The following is a 17,263-nucleotide window of genomic DNA, read 5'->3' as shown; positions in this document are numbered from 1 at the left end:
AGGCCAAATAGCTACGGTGATACAGGATGTGTTTTTATTTAGCGATACCATTGCCAACAACATCAGCCTTAATAATGAAACCATTACCCGCGAGCAGATCATAGCCGCCGCTAAAGACGTAGGCGCGCATGATTTTATAGAGAGACTACCCGGAGGGTATGATTATAATGTAATGGAACGTGGCGCCACACTATCAGCCGGCCAATCGCAATTAATATCCTTTATCAGGGCGTTGGTGTATAATCCGGCTATATTGGTGCTGGATGAGGCTACCTCGTCTGTGGATACCGAAACCGAGGTGCTTATACAAAATGCAATTAATAAATTAATGCAGGGGCGTACGGCCATTGTAATTGCGCACCGCCTGTCAACCATACAAAATGCCGATAAGATCATTGTATTGGATCATGGCGAGATCAAAGAAATGGGTACGCACCAGCAATTATTGCGTATTGAGGATGGCTACTACCGTAAACTGTATGACCTACAGTTTAACTCGGCGGGGATTGTTAGGTAGTTGTAATTAGGTCATTGTATCATTAGTCATTATAAAGCCAGACAATGACTTAATGACCCAATGAAACAATGATTAGCTTTTCTTTCCTGGTCCTATCGGCTGCTCTTCATTTTCGTGTTTTTTGGCAATGTTTCCGCCATGTGGCTCATCGGCATTATACTCCTCATCGGCTTTATGCACAATGGCTTTATTTCCATTATCATGCGGTCTGTGTGTAGGGGTATCCGCAGGCGATGCTTTGTCTGTTGAATTTGCTGGCTTTGTCATGATTGAATAACAGGTTGGATTTGCATTTGTTTATGTTTGAACCATGATTTTTAGGATTAAACAATTTAAATATTTTTTCATCTGCCAGGAATCCTATAATTCTTCAATCTCTTAATCTTGGTTAAATTTTGTTAAACCTTAACCTTTATCTCACTAAAAACATAATAATAACAGATAAACTTTTACCTTTATTCCGCGGTTTATTAATTTCGCAAAAACACCAGGTTTAAACAGCTTATGGAAGAATTTGAAGCAAGCGAATCGGCAAAAAAAACAAAAACCATTTATATATCTACTGTATTTGGTATAGCCCTTGTTTTGTTAATGATAGGGTTGCTGGGTTTAATATTGGTACATGCCAATAACCTTTCGCGCTATGTTAAAGAAAATATTGTACTCAATATTTTTGTGGACGATGCCGCGCATGAGGCCGACGTATTGCAGCTGCAAAAGCAACTGGAAGTTAACCCTATGGTTAAACAAACCCTGTACGTAAGCAAAGAACTGGCTGCCCGCAACCTGCAAAAGGATCTGGGCGAAGATTTTGTAAAGTTTTTGGGGTATAATCCGCTGTCGCAATCATTAGACGTTTACCTGAATGCTGATTATGCCAACAATGCAGATATTACTAAATTTAAAACACAGCTGCTAAAAAATCCATTGGTTAAAGAGGTAAAGTACCAGCAATCGCTGGTTGACCAAATGAACCAGAATTTAACCTCTATCAGTTTAATTATACTGGCATTCGCGGGCATATTCGTGGTGGTATCGGTAGCACTTATTAATAATACTATACGGCTGGCTATATACTCGCAGCGATTTTTAATAAAATCAATGCAGTTGGTTGGCGCAACCAAAGGCTTTATACGTAAACCTTTTATATTATACGGTATTTGGCACGGACTTTTAGGCGGATTGATAGCCGTAATAATTTTAGTATGTACCCTTTATCTGGCAGTAAGCCAGGTACCCGATTTGGTAATACTACAAAGCTATACCGAATTTGGTCTGGTGTTTTTGGTAGTTATAGGCTTGGGTGTATTTATATCGGCCTTTAGCACCTACCTTGCAGTTAACAAGTTTTTACGTTTAAAAATATACGATCTTTACAGATAAGGGTGAAAGCAGAAAGGTTAAAGCCAAAAGCGTTTTTAACATTCACTAATTCACTCAATCACTAATTCACTCATTAAAAAAATGGCAAAGTCAACAACCAACAAACCAACCGATACACCGGTAAAATTTATATTTGATAAAAGTAATTACCGCTGGTTCATCATCAGTATTGCGGTGGTTATACTGGGTTTTGTATTAATGGCAGGCACTACTGATATTTACAGCAACACCAAAATAGTTTTAGCACCAATTGTGGTATTAACAGGCTTCGGCATTGGCTTTTACGCTATATTGAAAAAGCCGGAAGCAAAGTGAGTGAATGGTGATTAGTGAGTGGTGATTAGTTATTACAAAACTTTCAACAATTACAACATCTCTAACCTATTAACCCTTACAACATTTACAACCAATAACCACCACAATGAATATCATCCACGTAATAGTCCTGGCCATTATTGAAGGGATAACCGAGTTTTTACCGGTATCATCAACCGGGCACATGATCATTGGCAGCTCGTTAATGGGTATAGCCGACGATCCGTTTGTAAAGCTTTTTACCATAGCTATACAATTTGGGGCCATACTATCCGTAGTGGTTTTATATTATAAGCGCTTTTTACAGTCGTTTGATTTTTATGTAAAGTTGTTAATAGCCTTTATACCTGCTGTGGTGTTTGGCCTATTGTTCAGCAAAAAAATTGACGCCTTGTTAGAGAGCGCCCTTACCGTAGGCATAACCCTTTTTGTTGGCGGCATCATTTTGCTATTTGTTGATAAATGGTTTAACAAACCGCAGGTAACCCAGGAAAAAAATATCGGTAGTTTAACCGCGCTAAAAATTGGTTTCTTCCAATGTCTGGCCATGATACCGGGTACTTCGCGGTCGGCAGCTACCATTGTGGGTGGTATGTCGCAAAAGTTGAGCCGTACTGCCGCTGCGGAATTCTCTTTCTTTTTAGCTGTACCTACCATGTTTGCCGCTACCGTTAAAAAAATGTACGATTTTTATAAAGAGGGCCACGTTTTTACCGGCGAAGAGATCAAGTTATTAGCAATCGGCAATATCATTGCCTTTGTAATAGCTATGCTGGCTATACGCACATTTATTACCTATTTAGAGCGCCGCGGGTTCAGGCTGTTTGGCTGGTACCGTATTGTGGTTGGTGCTATTATATTGGGTATTATTTTGAGCGGACATGATTTGAAGATGGTGTAACACTCCTTTAAATATGTGCTTCTAATTCTTTTGCCACAAAAAGATCATATTCCATTTGTAAGCCTAACCAATAATGGGAGCTAATTCCTAATATTTTTTCAAGGCGTATTGCCAATCTTGCAGATATATTTCTTTTGCCTGAAAAAATTTCGCTCAAGTGGTTGGGTAAAATATCAAGTGACTTTGCTATTTCCTTTTTAAGTATATCCCTAGCCTCAATTTCTTCCAATAAAAATTCACCTGGATGAAATGCTTCTATCTCAATTTCGCTACCGTTATGATCTAATACTTGATTATTCATAAAGTGATGCCCCCCTGGGCTAATAAAGTTACGAGTAATGATTATTAATCTGTTCAATACAGATTATCTCTAATTTATTACTCTCGTGATTTTCTATGCGAAATATTAAACGATAAGCTTTATTCAATCTAATTGAATACTTACCGTCATATTTCTTCTCTTTTAATTTCTCGAAATGTAAGCTTTTTATATTTCTTAAATCAGCCGTATTTTTTGCTTGCTGAATTTGAAATACACGTTTTTTAAAAGCTTTAATCACTTCGTCTGGATATGGCGATTTTCCATATCCTTTTTTGCCATTGGCCACTTCACCTAGAAAGTGGTCTTCAATAATTACCTGCATTGTTAAGGATTATTAGAATGTGTTTCGATTGCCATTATCCCTTTAGCGTTTATGTGATAAATATTGTTAATTGTTTATTGAGTCAAATATAGCAATAATATTTTAAAATTACCAAAAAAAGGTAATTATTTTTTAACGGAAAAACTTACAATAATTTTGGTGTGAATTGGTTCGCAATAACGCGAGAGGACGAAAGGCGGTGAGTTTTATTTACCTTTGCGCCTTAATGGATACTTTACAACCCGAAAAAAAGGAATTTAATTTTGCCGAAGGCGAATTGCTGCTGGTTAACAAACCTTACCAGTGGACAAGCTTTGACGTAGTAGGTAAACTGCGCAATAGTTTTAAACCGTTAAAGCTAAAGGTTGGCCATGCCGGCACGCTTGACCCGTTAGCTACCGGGCTGCTCATCATCTGCACCGGTAAAATGACCAAGCAGATTGATACCTTTCAGGCCGAAGAAAAGGAATATACAGGTACCATGATACTGGGCGCTACCACGCCATCATACGATATGGAAACCGCACCCGACCAGCAATTTGATATAAGCAACCTTTTGCCTGAGCAGATACGTAATGCCTGTGCCCAGTTTACCGGCGATATACAGCAATATCCACCCGCGCATTCGGCTATAAAAATTGGCGGCGAACGTTTATATGAAAAAGCCCGAAGGGGAGAAGAAGTTGAACTACGCTTACGTAATGTTACCATTAACGAATTCGAAATTACCCGCATTGAACTGCCCGAGGTTGACTTTAGGGTGGTGTGCAGCAAAGGCACCTATATACGTTCGTTGATACACGATTTTGGCAAGGCTTTAAATAATGGGGCATACCTGTCAAAACTAACACGCACACGCAGCGGTAATTTCAAACTAAAAGATGCCTGGGAAGTGCCCGATTTGGTGAGCGTGATTAAAGCTGAAAGCGCAAAGCCAAAAGCAGAAAGCTTTTAAATTAATTAAGATCAAAATAAAGAAGCTTTAAGCCTTATGCTTTCAGCTTTTAGCTAGAAAGAATGAAGATCTACCATAACATAGATGAGTTTAAGCCGGTAAAAAATGCGGTGGTTACCATTGGCACGTTTGACGGTGTACATCTGGGTCACCGTAAAATTATATCGCGTATAAAAGAATTGGCCGATGCATCGGGCGGCGAAACGGTAATCCTTACTTTTTTTCCGCATCCGCGGATGATTTTGCATCCCGAAGATGAAAGCATCAAATTGATCAATACCATTAATGAAAAAGCACAATTGCTGGAGCAATTAGGTGTGGACCATTTGATAATTACACCCTTCTCCCGCGATTTCTCCAACCAAACCGCCGAAGATTATATCCGCGATATACTGGTAAATAAAATAGGCACTAAAAAAATTGTAATAGGGTATGATCACCGTTTTGGTAAAGACAGGCAGGGCGGGTTAAATGACCTGCTGCAACTTGCGCCTGTTTACAATTTTGAGGTTATTGAAATACCCGAACAGGATATACATGACGTGGCCGTAAGTTCAACCCGTATACGCCAGGCTTTACTGGAAAGCAAAGTTGACCTGGCTAATGAATTTTTGGGCTATCCGTTTTTTATTACCGGTAAAGTAACCCGCGGCGACCAAATAGGCAGGCAGATAGGTTATCCAACAGCCAACATTGTTATCGAAGAAAATTATAAGCTAATACCCGGCGATGGCATTTTTGCGGTTAAAGTTGAGGTAGACAAAGTTTTATATAAGGGTATGGCCTATATAGGTACCAGGCCAACTATTAACGGCACAAGACGCAATATAGAGGTCAATATTTTTGATTTTGACCGGGAAATTTATTACGAACAAATACGCATGGAGTTCCACCATTTTGTACGGGGCGACATGAAGTTTGAAGGTCTTGATAAATTAAAAGCCCAAATTGCGCAGGATAAGATTGATGTGTTGAGCTTGTTGGTTCATGGTTGATAGTTCATGGATCATAGTAACAATTACTTATATTGATGGTTATTATCTACTATGAACCATCAACTATGAACTATTTGCTAAATGAAACTACAGGTAGATAAGCAGGAAAGCGATTTTTTAGATACCACCATTTCTCATTGGGAAAAAGATGGTACCATTGATGAACAGCAGGCCGAAGTATTACGCAACTCGTATCAGGTTAAAGGGTTTGACTGGATGCGGCTGGCCAAGTATTCCTTTTGGATAGCTTTAATTTGTGGCGGCGCGTCATTTGCTTTTTTAATAGTTAACGATGTTGTGGTTAACTGGCTAAAGCACCTGTATTATACGCCTGATATTATTATAAGCATAGCATCCGCAGCTATGGCGGCTTTCCTTTTTTACTGGGGCCGCAGGCGAGAACGCCTAAATCCAGAAAAGGTATTCAGTAATGAGGCCGTAATATTTACCGGTGTACTTTTCACAGCCTGCTGTATCGCCTATTTAGGAAAGACTTTGGATAACGGGTCCGGCCATTATTCTCTGCTCTTTTTACTATCCGTTTTTGTATATGGTTTTTTGGCCTGGCGAATGGACTCAAGGCTGATATGGTTGTTCGCTCTGGTATCGTTGGGTAGTTGGTTTGGTACCGAAACCGGTTACCAAACCCGCTGGAGCGATTACTTTTTAGGGATGAATTACCCGCTAAGATTTGTATTGTTTGGCATAGTGTTGGTGTCGGCAGGTTTTATATTGCGCGGCCGCAAATGGTTTGTCTTTTTCTGGGAACAAACTTATGTGGTTGGTCTGCTTTATTTGTTTCTGTCGTTATGGTTGCTCAGTATTTTTGGCAATTACGGCAACGTGGACAAATGGTGGCAAATAAAGCAGATAAGCTTATTTTACTGGGGTATTATATCCGCCGTGGTAGCGGGCGGCTGTATGGTATATGGGTTAAAAACCAATGATACCATTGCCCGCGAGTTTGGTATTACTTTTTTAATAATATTCCTGTACACCAAATACTTTGAATATTTTTGGGACCATACCAGCAAAACACTGTTTTTTGCCATTTTAGCCGCCTCGTTTTGGCTGATAGGCCGCAAAGCAGAAAAGATTTGGAACTTAAAAAGTAAAACCGCACAAAGCAAATGATCGGATTGTCTGAAGAACAACAAGAACGTGTTGACATCATAAAACATAAACTCAAGTATATTGAGCAAAAACCGGCTGTGGCTTGTATCGTAAATTTAGATCCTGTTACGCTGGCTGATGATACTATTGCCGAACTAATAAACATTGCCGGGGGAGCAGCAGAAACCCAATTTCAGGACCCTGATATTATAGTTGTAATGCTCTCCGGTTTATCTACAGAGAACACCATGAAGCAAATAGCTCAACTATTGCAATTACCCGGTTTTGATGAGCTAAAAGCCGTAAAAAATAAGCGCCTATATATTGCCGATGGCAACGATCAGCTCCCTGTTGATACTTTAGAGTTATTGGCCGAGATCATCAACCCTAAACAATTTATTTTTGGTTATGAGGGCGATAGGTGGATAAAGTTTGGCGTGTAAAATATCCCATTGTCATTTCGAACGAGGTACGAGGAGAAATCTATACACGCGTTCGTAGCAGATGTATAGATTTCTCACTACGTTCGAAATGACAGGGAAACTTAAAAGCTTACATTAAACCCTGCATAAAAATTACGCAAAGCTGCCGGGTTAAAGTAGCGGTTACCTACCGCATTCAAATCATTACCCAGACTGTAGTTTTCATTAAACAGGTTATCAACGCCGGCATAAACATCTAAACGGTTTTTGCGGCTAAGCGCGTGCTGCCAGCCTGCTTTGGCTTGCACCACGTTATACTTGTTGGCAAATACGGTATTGCCATCATTAAGCGGTATGCTCGCTGTATAATTATGCTGCACAAATAAATAAAGTGATTGCGGGAACCTTAACTGTACGCTTGATATAGCCACTGTTCTGGGTACGCCGGTAAGCTGGTTATTTGAATAGTTTACACCTGCAACAATATAATCAGTAAATGCGAATTTACTTACCGTAAATGATTCGCTAAACTGCAAGCCGCGTATAAAACTTGCATCATTTTGTTTGATCAACCAATAGCTTAAAGCCAATTCAAGCCCAGGTTGATTGGTGCCTCCGGCGTTAAGATAATATTCGGTATCGTCCGGGTTTAACCGGCGTACAATAGCATTTTGCAATTTGTAATAAAATACAGACGCATCCAGCAAAAAGCGATCATCCTTATCGCGTAGGCGGAAACCTGTTTCATAATTCCAGCCTATCTGGGCCTGTAAATCAGTATTAATTATATTAGTACTGGGTAGTATCTCGGCAGTGGTAGGGGTTGAGTAACCACGGCTTACTGATGCCCGCCATATAAAATTATCATTGATATGGTATGATAGCGCCACCCTCGGCATTAGCTGTGGCGTAAAGTTGCGTGGTGTAAAACCGGCTTGCGCTTGCGGATATATGTTTTGAAAATTATAATGATAATAATTTAAGCTGGTAGCAGCTTCAACATGCAAACGTTTAAATATATCTGCCGCATACCGCGCAAATATAAAATGCTGATCTGTATTGATTTTGTTGAGAGTTTGAGGATTTCCCCTTACACCCTTGTTGTTGTCGTAGTCGTTTATACTGGAGTGTGTTTGCTGCCACTCAATGCCAACATTAGCTTTCCAGTTATAATTTTCGTGCTGCAGGCCGGCATATTCAAAGTAAGTTCTTAATCCGTAAGTACCTTCGTACCGTTGCTCGTAATTGGTGATAAACGGATTTGTGAAATTAACGTATGTGCCGTAAATGGCCGCTACGTTACGTAAGCGGTTGTTAATATGCCATTCATTTACCAGGCCGCCGGTGGTCATTTTGCTGATGATAGCTATTTGCTGCGTAATAGCGCTCGGTAAAGTAGGGGTTGCATATCGGGATGCCCTTGGGTTAGCGGCAAATTGGGCCGCATTCAACCCACCGGGGGTTTCATAATTAAGATCAGAATATAACCCTAAAAATTTAAGAGAGTTATTATTGCCATATTTTAACTTATCAACCAGTTGAAAATAGTTGCGGTACATATTGCTGTGATCGCGGTAACCTGCAGCAGTTTCATAAGCCTGGTTTATATTCAGTTGGTTGTTACCGGTTTTGTTTTGCAAAGCCACATTTTCATGTACCAATCCGTATGATCCACCGTTAAAGCCCAATTTTACATAATTACTGTCAACTTGATAGCGGTTAACCGGGCTCAATAGCACCACACCGCCCGAGTTAGCGCCAAACAAACTGCCATCAGGGCCTTTTAAAACCTCAACGCCTTGCACGCTGTTAAAATCAATGGCGTTTAAATAGGTATTGCCGCCTGCATCAGTAAGCGGTATTTCGTCAAAATATATTTTTACATCGCGCACTCCAAATGGCGACCGCAATAAGCTACCCCTTATTGATAAGCGGTAGCTGCCCGGCGAACGTTCTTCCATGCGTACCCCAGGTATAGTATTCATAGCCGGTACCAATGAATTTTCGGGCTGTAGTTTTAACTGATCAGGGGTAAGAATACCTACAGATGCGGGTACATTTAGTACAGACTGTTCAGAAAGATAAGCTTTTACTGTAACCTGTTGTAAATGTAAAGTGGTATCGGCTACGCGGCTGGTTTGAGCCAGGGCTGAAGTACTTGCTGCGGCGATAAAAAATATAGTTGAATAAAAATGTTTCAAAGGGTTTTATTTTGGGTGAAGCAAAATTAGCCCTTTTATTAACAAAAGAGCCATTTGTATGTAACAAGTAAGTGGTTTTTATTTTGCGTTTTTCCTTATCCTATAAATCTGTTAATTTGCACGTGCATCTGCTAATAGTTTGCACCTTATCCTATGACCGAAAAGAACAATAAAAAAACTATATGGGCCTGGGCCATGTTTGACTGGGCCAACCAGGCTTATAATATGGTAATTACCTCAACCATATTCCCGGCTTATTATGTGGCTATAACAGCTAATAAACATACCGGCGATATGGTTACGTTTTTTGGCCATCAATATGTTAATACGGTGCTGTCAAATTATATACTGGCGGTATCTTATTTACTCATAGTAATTATGCTACCCATATTAACATCGATAGCCGATTATAAGGGCCATAAAAAATTATACCTGCAACTATTTACCTGGATGGGTAGCCTGGCCTGTATGGGTCTGTTTTTTTTTACCATGGATACCTTTGAGTTTAGCATGATCTGTTTCGGGTTGGCCTCCGTAGGTTATTGTGGTGGTTTTGTTTTTTATAATTCATACCTGCCCCAAATAGCTACGGTTGACCAACAGGATGCCGTAAGCGCCAAGGGGTTTATATACGGTTTTGCAGGAAGCATTGTGGTGCAGGTATTGTGCTTTATTTTTGTATTGTTTCCGCAGGTATTTGGTATTACTGATGACTTGGCGGCGCGCATATCTTTCTTAATTGTAGGTTTTTGGTGGATAGGCTTCTCGTTTATCGCGTTTTACTTATTGCCCAAAGGCGAGCCTAACGCCGGTTCGCATAAATACAACGTATTTACCGGCGGATTTAAAGAACTGGTTAAGGTATGGCATAAGGTAAAAGAATTGCCTTTGCTAAAACGCTTCTTACCGGCATTCTTTTTCTACTCGGTAGGCGTACAAACCATTATGCTGGTAGCTGCCAACTTTGGTGCGAAAGAACTTAAGATGCCCGAAGAAAGCCTGATCAGTATTATTCTCATTATACAAGTAGTAGCTATTATTGGGGCTGCTATAACCGCTAAAATGTCGGCAAAATTTGGTAACGTAAAAGTACTATCAACCATAGTAGCAGTGTGGTGCCTGATATGCGGCGGGGTTTATTTTATTGCCAACGCACAACAATTTTATGTTGCCGCTGTATTGGTAGGTATTGTAATGGGTGGCGTGCAATCCTTATCAAGGTCAACTTATTCAAAATATATTCCTCAAAATATCCCTGATACCGCGTCGTATTTCAGCTTTTATGATGTTACAGAAAAACTATCTATTGTCGTAGGTCTGTTTACCTTTGGCTTTGTTGAAGAGATGACCCACGAAATGCGCGACTCGGCGCTCGTTTTGGATGGATTTTTCGCCATTGGGTTATTATTACTCTTATCATTAATGATGGCCGAAAGCAGGGTTAAATCAGCTAAAAATTCTATCGCTTAAGCACATCCATTTCCTTATTTAAAATAATTCTAAATAATATTTGGAAGAGCTTGTTGCGTTTTTATCTTTGTGTTTAATTAGACTTAATCTAAATAAACATGCAAAAATTTAATTACATCATTTTAAGATCAGCAGTATTACTGCTATTATTAGGCAACATAGTTAAAGCCGAAATACCAAACGGGAAAATTTCAGGAACAGTAACAACATCTGATGGCAAACCAGCCTCGTTTGTAACCGTTATGGTAAAGCAAACAAACAAGGCAACAATTACTGGCGAAGACGGCACCTATACCCTCGGCAATGTTAAACCCGGCAATTATACCTTACGCGTTTCATTTATTGGGGCAAAAGCCGAAGAAAAGCCCGCAAGCGTTGCCGCGGGTAAAACCACGGTAGTTAACTTTATGCTTACCGAAAGTTTTTCCAAATTAGAGGAAGTAAATATTAATGCGGGCAGGGGCCTTAATAAGCGTTTGAGTATTGGTAAATCAACTATAAGTAATCTTGATTTGCCCCAAAGCTCGGGCATTGTAACGCGTAAGGTAATTGAAGACCAGCAAATAAATCATTTGGGCGATGCAGTTAGAAATGTAAGCGGCGTTACCTTGAGCCAAACACGTGGCGGTGTAAGCGAAACATTTACGGCGCGCGGTTACAGCATTGGTATTGGAGGCGGCAGCGGCAGTATTTTAAAAAATGGCGTGTTAACCAATACGGCCGGATTTACCGAAGCCAGTACACTGGAGTCGGTTGAAATATTAAAAGGCAGTGCCGCCTTATTATACGGTAACGTATCCGGTGGGTTAGTTATTAATATGGTTACCAAAAAGCCACAGTTTAACTACGGCGGTGAAGTTTCCATGCGATACGGAAGCTATAATATGGTAAAGCCGAGTGTTGATGTATACGGCCCGATCAACCAAAGCATTGCCTTTAGGATGGTGGGTACTTATGAAAACAGCGGCAGCTACCGCGATCATGTTTATACTACGCGTACCTATGTTAACCCTTCGCTGTTGTTCAAGTTAGGCAATAAAACGACCTTATTGGTCGAGGGCGATTACTTAAACTTAAATCTCACACCTGATTGGGGCGTAGGCTCATTAAATACCGGGCAGGCTATTCCTACCATGGTGCCGCGTAACCAATTTATTAATACCTCATGGGCGTATAGTCACATGAACCAATACACTACATCAGCTACCTTAAACCATGATTTTAATACGGATTGGCATATAAACACCATCGCATCAGCCCAGGGAACCAGGATTGATTCGTACGGATCAAGTCTGCCAAATACCGTTAATGCTATTGGCGATTGGAATCGTGGCCTGGCAAGGGCTAATACCTTTGAAGGTACATATACCGGGCAGATAAATTTAAATGGCAATTTTAACACGGGGTCTATCACGCACCAATTATTAATAGGTACTGATGTGGCCAAAGTATTAAACAGGTCAAGAGCATACGGTATAAACAGCGGAACTACACCCATAAGCAGCTATGTTTATGATAAAATTAATATCATCGACCTAAACAAATACACACAGCGCACTGATATACCTAAAGCAATTGATACCACCGTTACTACAGCACCCGTTTACAGGTTTGGTGCTTATGCGCAGGATTTGATAAGCCTGACAGATAAATTAAAGGTATTGGCAGGCGTGAGGTGGTCATGGCAGCAAACTTACCAAACCACTATACAAAATCTGTTGAGGAACACTACAGCTGGCGGTGCTGCCTTAACACGTTATGATCGAGCTTTTTTGCCTAAAGCATCATTGATATACCAGCCTATTAAAACAAGTTCTATTTATGTGAGCTATAGCAATAACTTTGTGGTTAATTCGGGTACGGATGTAAATACCGGGCAGGGCCTTAAACCATCAATTATTGATCAGTACGAAGCCGGGTTTAAAAATGAACTATTTGGCGGTAAGTTAATAGCTAACGTAAGCATATACCGTATTATAAATAACAACTTAGCAGTAGTAGCCCCCTTTAAAGCCGATGGCACGGTAAACAGCGATAATACCGTTAAACAATTCACCGGCCAAACCACCAGCGATGGCTTTGAGGTTGATGTGAACGGTAACCTGTCAAAAAACTTTTATTTTATTGTAGGTTATGGATATAACAATGCACGCTATACCAAAACATCCGGCTTAAAAGGTTCAAATATAGAGGGTGAGCGTATTGTTATCAATCCTAAACATACAGCTAACGCAACGGTGTTTTACACATTTACTTCGGATGCTTTGCGTAATCTGAAAGTTGGCGCATCTGCTTTTTATACCGGGTCGCGCTTTGGCGGGTATAATAACACAGTTGGTCAATCGCAGTCATACAGCCGTTTACTACCCGTAGACGGGTTTGCAACTTTAGATCTTTCGGCAGGATATACCTACAAAAAAATATCATTATTGGCCAGTATTACCAATGTAACCAACACCTTTAATTATTTAATACATGATAATTACAGCGTTACTCCTATACCGCCGAGACAATTTTTAACAACGCTGTCGTATAAATTTTAGCAGCTAACCCCAATAAAAAAGCCCTGTATCCCAATCTGATAGGATTTTTTATGCTTGCTTATTTGTTATTTAACGTGTTTTTCGACAGCGTTAAAAATCATCATAAATGTCAGATTAAGGCTTTTTAAACCGGATTTGTGGTTTTTGTTGTAATCGATTGCATTAATTTTAATTTATTTATACATTTAAACAATAAAAAACCAGTATTAGGCTTTGTAGTACCTAACCGTTTTGCAGGTATCACCGCTGTAAACAACCGATATTAACCAATTAAAGTAATACTAATTAATATGGAAAGCAAAGATGATTCTTCTTATAACAGAAGAGAGTTTGTAAAAACCGCTGCGAAAGGATTTGCCGTTGCAACTGTGGCCGCAGGTTTCCCTACCATTGTACCATCGTCGGTATTTGGCAAATCTGCCCCCAGTAATTTGATCAATGTCGGCCAGATAGGCTGTGGGCGCATTGCAACGGTACACGACCTTAAAACAACTTTGGGCTATACGGATAAAGCACGCGTTGTTGCTATTGCCGATTTCTCGGGTGCGAGGCAGGACATGGGTAAAAAGTTTGTATTAGATACCTACGAAAAAAGCACAGGCAAAAAGAATTTTGTTGACATTAAATTATACGATCATTACCAGGAACTGCTTGCCAATAAAGATATTGATGCTGTACAAATAAGTACGCCCGACCATTGGCACGCGCAGGTAGCTATTGAAGCCGCTTTGGCCGGTAAACATATTTATTGCCAAAAACCCACTTCATTAACTATTGAAGAGGGGCGTACCATGAGCAATATTATTAGCAAAACGGGCGTAGTGTTCCAGTTGGGCAGCCAGCAGCGCTCTACTGAACCATGGCCGCAATTTAAGCGTGCCTGCGAGTTGGTGCGTAATGGCCGCATCGGTACATTAAAAACGGTGCGTGTAGGCTTACCCGGCGATCCGGCCGGTGGTAAAACCAACGAAATGCCCGTTCCTGATCGTTTTAATTACGACGCCTGGTTAGGCTCAACACCTTATTTTTATTATACAGAGGACAGGGTAATGGATATTCCGCGTGTAAGTTCGCGCCCGGGGTGGTTACGTTTGGAGCAATTTGGCGCAGGTATGATAACCGGTTGGGGTGTGCATCACCTGGACATTGCACACTGGGGTATGGATACCGAATATACCGGGCCAATCTGGGCCGAGTGTACCGAAGTGGTTTTCCCCAAAGCCGGTTTATGGAACGTACATGGCGACTTTGAAGTACATATGGGCTATGCCAATGGCGTGGAAATGGTGGTTAATGGCAAGTATGAGAATGGGGTTAAGTTTGAAGGTACCAAGGGCTGGATATTTTGTACCCGCGATGGTGGTGTAACAGCCAGCGACCCGGCTGCATCAGCAGGTAAAGAATTAGCGCTTAGGGCCAGCGATTCTAAAATTTTAGAATCAAAAATTGGCCCTAACGAGGTACATTTATATGAAAGCCCCGAGCAGCACCTTAACTGGTTGGAATGTATTAAAAACAAAAAGAAAAACATTAGCCCGGTTGAGGTTGCTCACCGTTCATGTAGTGCCTGCCTGGTTGCACATGCATCCATGAAATTTAACAAACGCCTGCATTTTGACCCCGTTAAAGAGCGGTTTGTAGGTAATGATGAAGCTAATAAACTATTATCAAGACCTCAGCGTTATCCTTATGGAACAAGCTATGTTAAAGTGCCTAAAGTGATAACTAAATAAATATAAATTTATGATAAAGTTGCCCCTCTAAACCGAGGGGCTTTTTATTTATATCTCATTATAGCTACGATTTCCTTTTTAATATATTTGCTACCTATGTTAGTTACCGAATCTGCTTTAAGAACTTTTACGCAAAATATATTCTTGAAAATGGGCTGTAGTGAAGCTCATGCCGAATTAGCGGCAGATGTTTTATTATCAGCTGATTTAAGGGGCGTAGATTCGCACGGGGTGGCGAGGTTAACGGGATATGTGCGATTATGGGGAAAGAATCGGATTAACCCTAACCCTGACATAAAAATTGTACACGAAACACCTACTACCGCTACGATTGACGGTGATGCAGGGCTTGGTTTGGTAGTAGCTCCCTTTGCTATGCAGGTTGCCATACAAAAAGCGCAGCAATATGGTTCCGGGTGGGTGGCTATACGCAACTCCAACCATTTTGGTATTGCTGGCTATCACGCGTTGATGGCGGTTGAAAAAGATATGATTGGTTATGCCATGACCAATGCAAGTCCGCTGGTGGCGCCCACCTTTTCAAACGAACGGATGCTGGGTACCAACCCTATGTGTTATGCCTTCCCGGCAGGAAAATATCCACCTGTTATTGTTGATATGGCCACATCCGCGGCAGCAAATGGTAAACTGGAGATAGCACAACGCGCAGGTGAGCAAGTGCCCGAAGGCTGGTTGCAGGATAAAGAGGGTAATTACACTACCGATCCGCATGCTTTAAAAACCGGTGGCTCATTATTGCCGCTGGGTGGCGACCGCGAACATGGCAGCCACAAGGGTTTTGGTTTAAGTGCCACCGTTGATATTTTATCGGGTGTTTTATCGGGTGCCAATTACGGCCCGTGGGTGCCGCCGTTTGTAGCTTTTTTAGAGCCGCCCACTGATCCTGTTGGCCTGGGTATAGGGCATTTTGTAGGTGCTATGCGGGTAGATGGTTTCAGGCCGGTAGATGATTTTAAGAATAATTTGGATACCTGGATATCCCGGTTTAAATCGGCCTCAAAAATTAACCCGCAACAAGGCGTCATTATCCCCGGCGAGCCTGAATACGATGCGCAAATTGAACGCAAAAAAAACGGCATCCCCATTGTTGATGCCGTTGTAAATGATTTGAATGAGTTGGCGAAAAGGTTTAATATACACCCGTTAGCCCCCCCCGCCCCCTAAAGGGGGTGCTTTTGAAACGCATAAAAAAGTCCTTATTGATTTCAATAAGGACTTTTTAGCTATAATAAATTTGTTAATACTCCCCCTTTAGGGGGCTGGGGGGCTAATGTATCCCCCTAAATAACCTGCTCCACCGTAGTTTACTGAAGAATGGCGCATTATCATCCCAACTCATCCATATAAACAGGGCTTTACCCACAATATGATCTTCTGGTACAAATCCCCAAAAGCGCGAATCTAATGAATCATGTCGGTTATCACCCATCATCCAATAATAATTCATTTTAAAGGTGTACGTGTCGGTCTTTTTACCATTTATTAAAATATCGTTCCCAACCTGTTCCAGTTTATTGCCTTCATACACCGTAATTGCACGGCGGTAAATAGGCAGGGTAAGGCTATCCAATTTTACGGTCCATCCTTTTTTAGGAATAATAACAGGCCCGAAATTATCGACGTTCCATTTAAATTTATGATCTTTAGGATAGTGTGGATCTGAGGGGAACACCGAGTAATCTACAGTTTCCTTGGCAGCTATATTTGGCGTAACCGACTTGATGTTTGAGTATTTTTTCAACGCGTTGGCTGATGCTTTTGTCATTGTTGACGCAGCACTGCCTTCATAATTTGAAATATGCAGCTCATCAGACACCTGGGGGTTAAGGCTCAAGCCATTATCAGTAATGGTATAATCAATTTGCGATTCGGGCGGAGTAATGGCTGCTTTACCATTTACATAAACTTGTGCCTGTACCAGGCTAAGGGTGTCTCCGGGAGTACCCTGGCAGCGTTTAATATAATTTTCCCGCTTATCAACCGGTCGGTAATAAGGCGAATCTGCCTCCATTGGGTAGTTAAATACCACAACATCGCCTTTTTTTACGTC

Annotated in this window: 17 protein-coding genes; 12 read left to right on the top strand and 5 right to left on the bottom strand. The window is 41.0% G+C overall.

Annotated features, from left to right (window positions below; translation table 11 throughout):
• Positions 1-517, top strand: a 517-nt coding sequence (locus ABI367_RS15405) for an ATP-binding cassette domain-containing protein (protein ID WP_462227893.1), incomplete at its 5' end; no start/stop codon positions are given.
• Between the two features lie 72 nt (positions 518-589).
• Here the strand turns inward: ABI367_RS15405 and ABI367_RS15400 are convergent.
• Complete coding sequence (locus tag ABI367_RS15400; protein WP_462227892.1) at positions 590-784, bottom strand: hypothetical protein; 195 nt, start codon at positions 782-784, stop codon at positions 590-592.
• 237 nt (positions 785-1,021) lie between these two features.
• Between ABI367_RS15400 and ABI367_RS15395 the strand changes: the two genes are divergently transcribed.
• From ABI367_RS15395 to ABI367_RS15385, 3 genes are all read left to right on the top strand, one after another.
• The gene (locus tag ABI367_RS15395) at positions 1,022-1,900 is read left to right on the top strand and encodes a cell division protein FtsX (protein ID WP_462227891.1); all 879 of its coding nucleotides are present in this window, start codon (positions 1,022-1,024) and stop codon (positions 1,898-1,900) included.
• An 81-nt stretch (positions 1,901-1,981) separates the two neighbouring features.
• Positions 1,982-2,215 (top strand): DUF3098 domain-containing protein, encoded by a 234-nt coding sequence (locus ABI367_RS15390; RefSeq protein WP_462227890.1) that lies wholly within the window; start codon positions 1,982-1,984, stop codon positions 2,213-2,215.
• 106 nt (positions 2,216-2,321) lie between these two features.
• Positions 2,322-3,116, top strand: coding sequence for an undecaprenyl-diphosphate phosphatase (locus ABI367_RS15385; RefSeq protein WP_462227889.1), 795 nt, complete (start codon positions 2,322-2,324; stop codon positions 3,114-3,116).
• A 7-nt stretch (positions 3,117-3,123) separates the two neighbouring features.
• Here the strand turns inward: ABI367_RS15385 and ABI367_RS15380 are convergent, their stop codons facing one another.
• Positions 3,124-3,417, bottom strand: a complete 294-nt coding sequence (locus ABI367_RS15380) for a HigA family addiction module antitoxin (protein ID WP_462227888.1) — start codon at positions 3,415-3,417, stop codon at positions 3,124-3,126.
• Positions 3,418-3,445: 28 nt separating this feature from the next.
• Positions 3,446-3,760, bottom strand: a complete 315-nt coding sequence (locus ABI367_RS15375) for a type II toxin-antitoxin system RelE/ParE family toxin (protein WP_462227887.1) — start codon at positions 3,758-3,760, stop codon at positions 3,446-3,448.
• Positions 3,761-3,986: 226 nt separating this feature from the next.
• On the opposite strand from ABI367_RS15375, the gene truB reads away from it, so the two are divergent.
• The 4 genes from truB (at position 3,987) to ABI367_RS15355 (ending at position 7,266) form a co-directional block, all read left to right on the top strand.
• Positions 3,987-4,715 (top strand): tRNA pseudouridine(55) synthase TruB, encoded by a 729-nt coding sequence (gene truB / locus ABI367_RS15370; protein ID WP_462227886.1) that lies wholly within the window; start codon positions 3,987-3,989, stop codon positions 4,713-4,715.
• A gap of 62 nt (positions 4,716-4,777) precedes the next feature.
• Positions 4,778-5,710 (top strand): bifunctional riboflavin kinase/FAD synthetase, encoded by a 933-nt coding sequence (locus tag ABI367_RS15365; protein WP_462227885.1) that lies wholly within the window; start codon positions 4,778-4,780, stop codon positions 5,708-5,710.
• A gap of 81 nt (positions 5,711-5,791) precedes the next feature.
• Positions 5,792-6,844 carry a DUF2157 domain-containing protein gene (locus tag ABI367_RS15360; protein ID WP_462227884.1) on the top strand — a complete coding sequence of 351 codons (1,053 nt, stop codon included), beginning with the start codon at positions 5,792-5,794 and terminating at the stop codon, positions 6,842-6,844.
• Complete coding sequence (locus ABI367_RS15355) at positions 6,841-7,266, top strand: ABC transporter substrate-binding protein (protein ID WP_462227883.1); 426 nt, start codon at positions 6,841-6,843, stop codon at positions 7,264-7,266. Before ABI367_RS15360 ends, ABI367_RS15355 begins: the two co-directional genes overlap by 4 nt.
• Positions 7,267-7,367: 101 nt before the next feature.
• Here the strand turns inward: ABI367_RS15355 and ABI367_RS15350 are convergent, their stop codons facing one another.
• The gene (locus ABI367_RS15350) at positions 7,368-9,446 is read right to left on the bottom strand and encodes a TonB-dependent receptor (RefSeq protein WP_462227882.1); all 2,079 of its coding nucleotides are present in this window, start codon (positions 9,444-9,446) and stop codon (positions 7,368-7,370) included.
• A 153-nt stretch (positions 9,447-9,599) separates the two neighbouring features.
• On the opposite strand from ABI367_RS15350, the gene ABI367_RS15345 reads away from it, so the two are divergent.
• From ABI367_RS15345 to ABI367_RS15330, 4 genes are all read left to right on the top strand, one after another.
• Positions 9,600-10,916 (top strand): MFS transporter, encoded by a 1,317-nt coding sequence (locus ABI367_RS15345; RefSeq protein WP_462227881.1) that lies wholly within the window; start codon positions 9,600-9,602, stop codon positions 10,914-10,916.
• 98 nt (positions 10,917-11,014) lie between these two features.
• Entirely contained in the window at positions 11,015-13,459 is a 2,445-nt protein-coding gene (locus ABI367_RS15340; protein WP_462227880.1) for a TonB-dependent siderophore receptor, read from the top strand.
• A 290-nt stretch (positions 13,460-13,749) separates the two neighbouring features.
• Positions 13,750-15,192, top strand: coding sequence for a Gfo/Idh/MocA family protein (locus ABI367_RS15335; RefSeq protein WP_462227879.1), 1,443 nt, complete (start codon positions 13,750-13,752; stop codon positions 15,190-15,192).
• A gap of 96 nt (positions 15,193-15,288) precedes the next feature.
• Positions 15,289-16,377: an Ldh family oxidoreductase gene (locus ABI367_RS15330; protein WP_462227878.1), complete on the top strand. Its 1,089-nt coding sequence runs from the start codon at positions 15,289-15,291 to the stop codon at positions 16,375-16,377.
• Between the two features lie 103 nt (positions 16,378-16,480).
• Here ABI367_RS15330 and lepB read toward each other — a convergent pair.
• The coding region (gene lepB / locus ABI367_RS15325; protein WP_462227877.1) for a signal peptidase I at positions 16,481-17,263 on the bottom strand (783 nt) is incomplete at its 5' end.

The organism is Mucilaginibacter sp., from assembly GCF_039935595.1.
Lineage (GTDB): Bacteria > Bacteroidota > Bacteroidia > Sphingobacteriales > Sphingobacteriaceae > Mucilaginibacter.
Note: the sequence above shows the minus strand (reverse complement) of the source record. Positions and strands in the feature narration are given on the sequence as shown.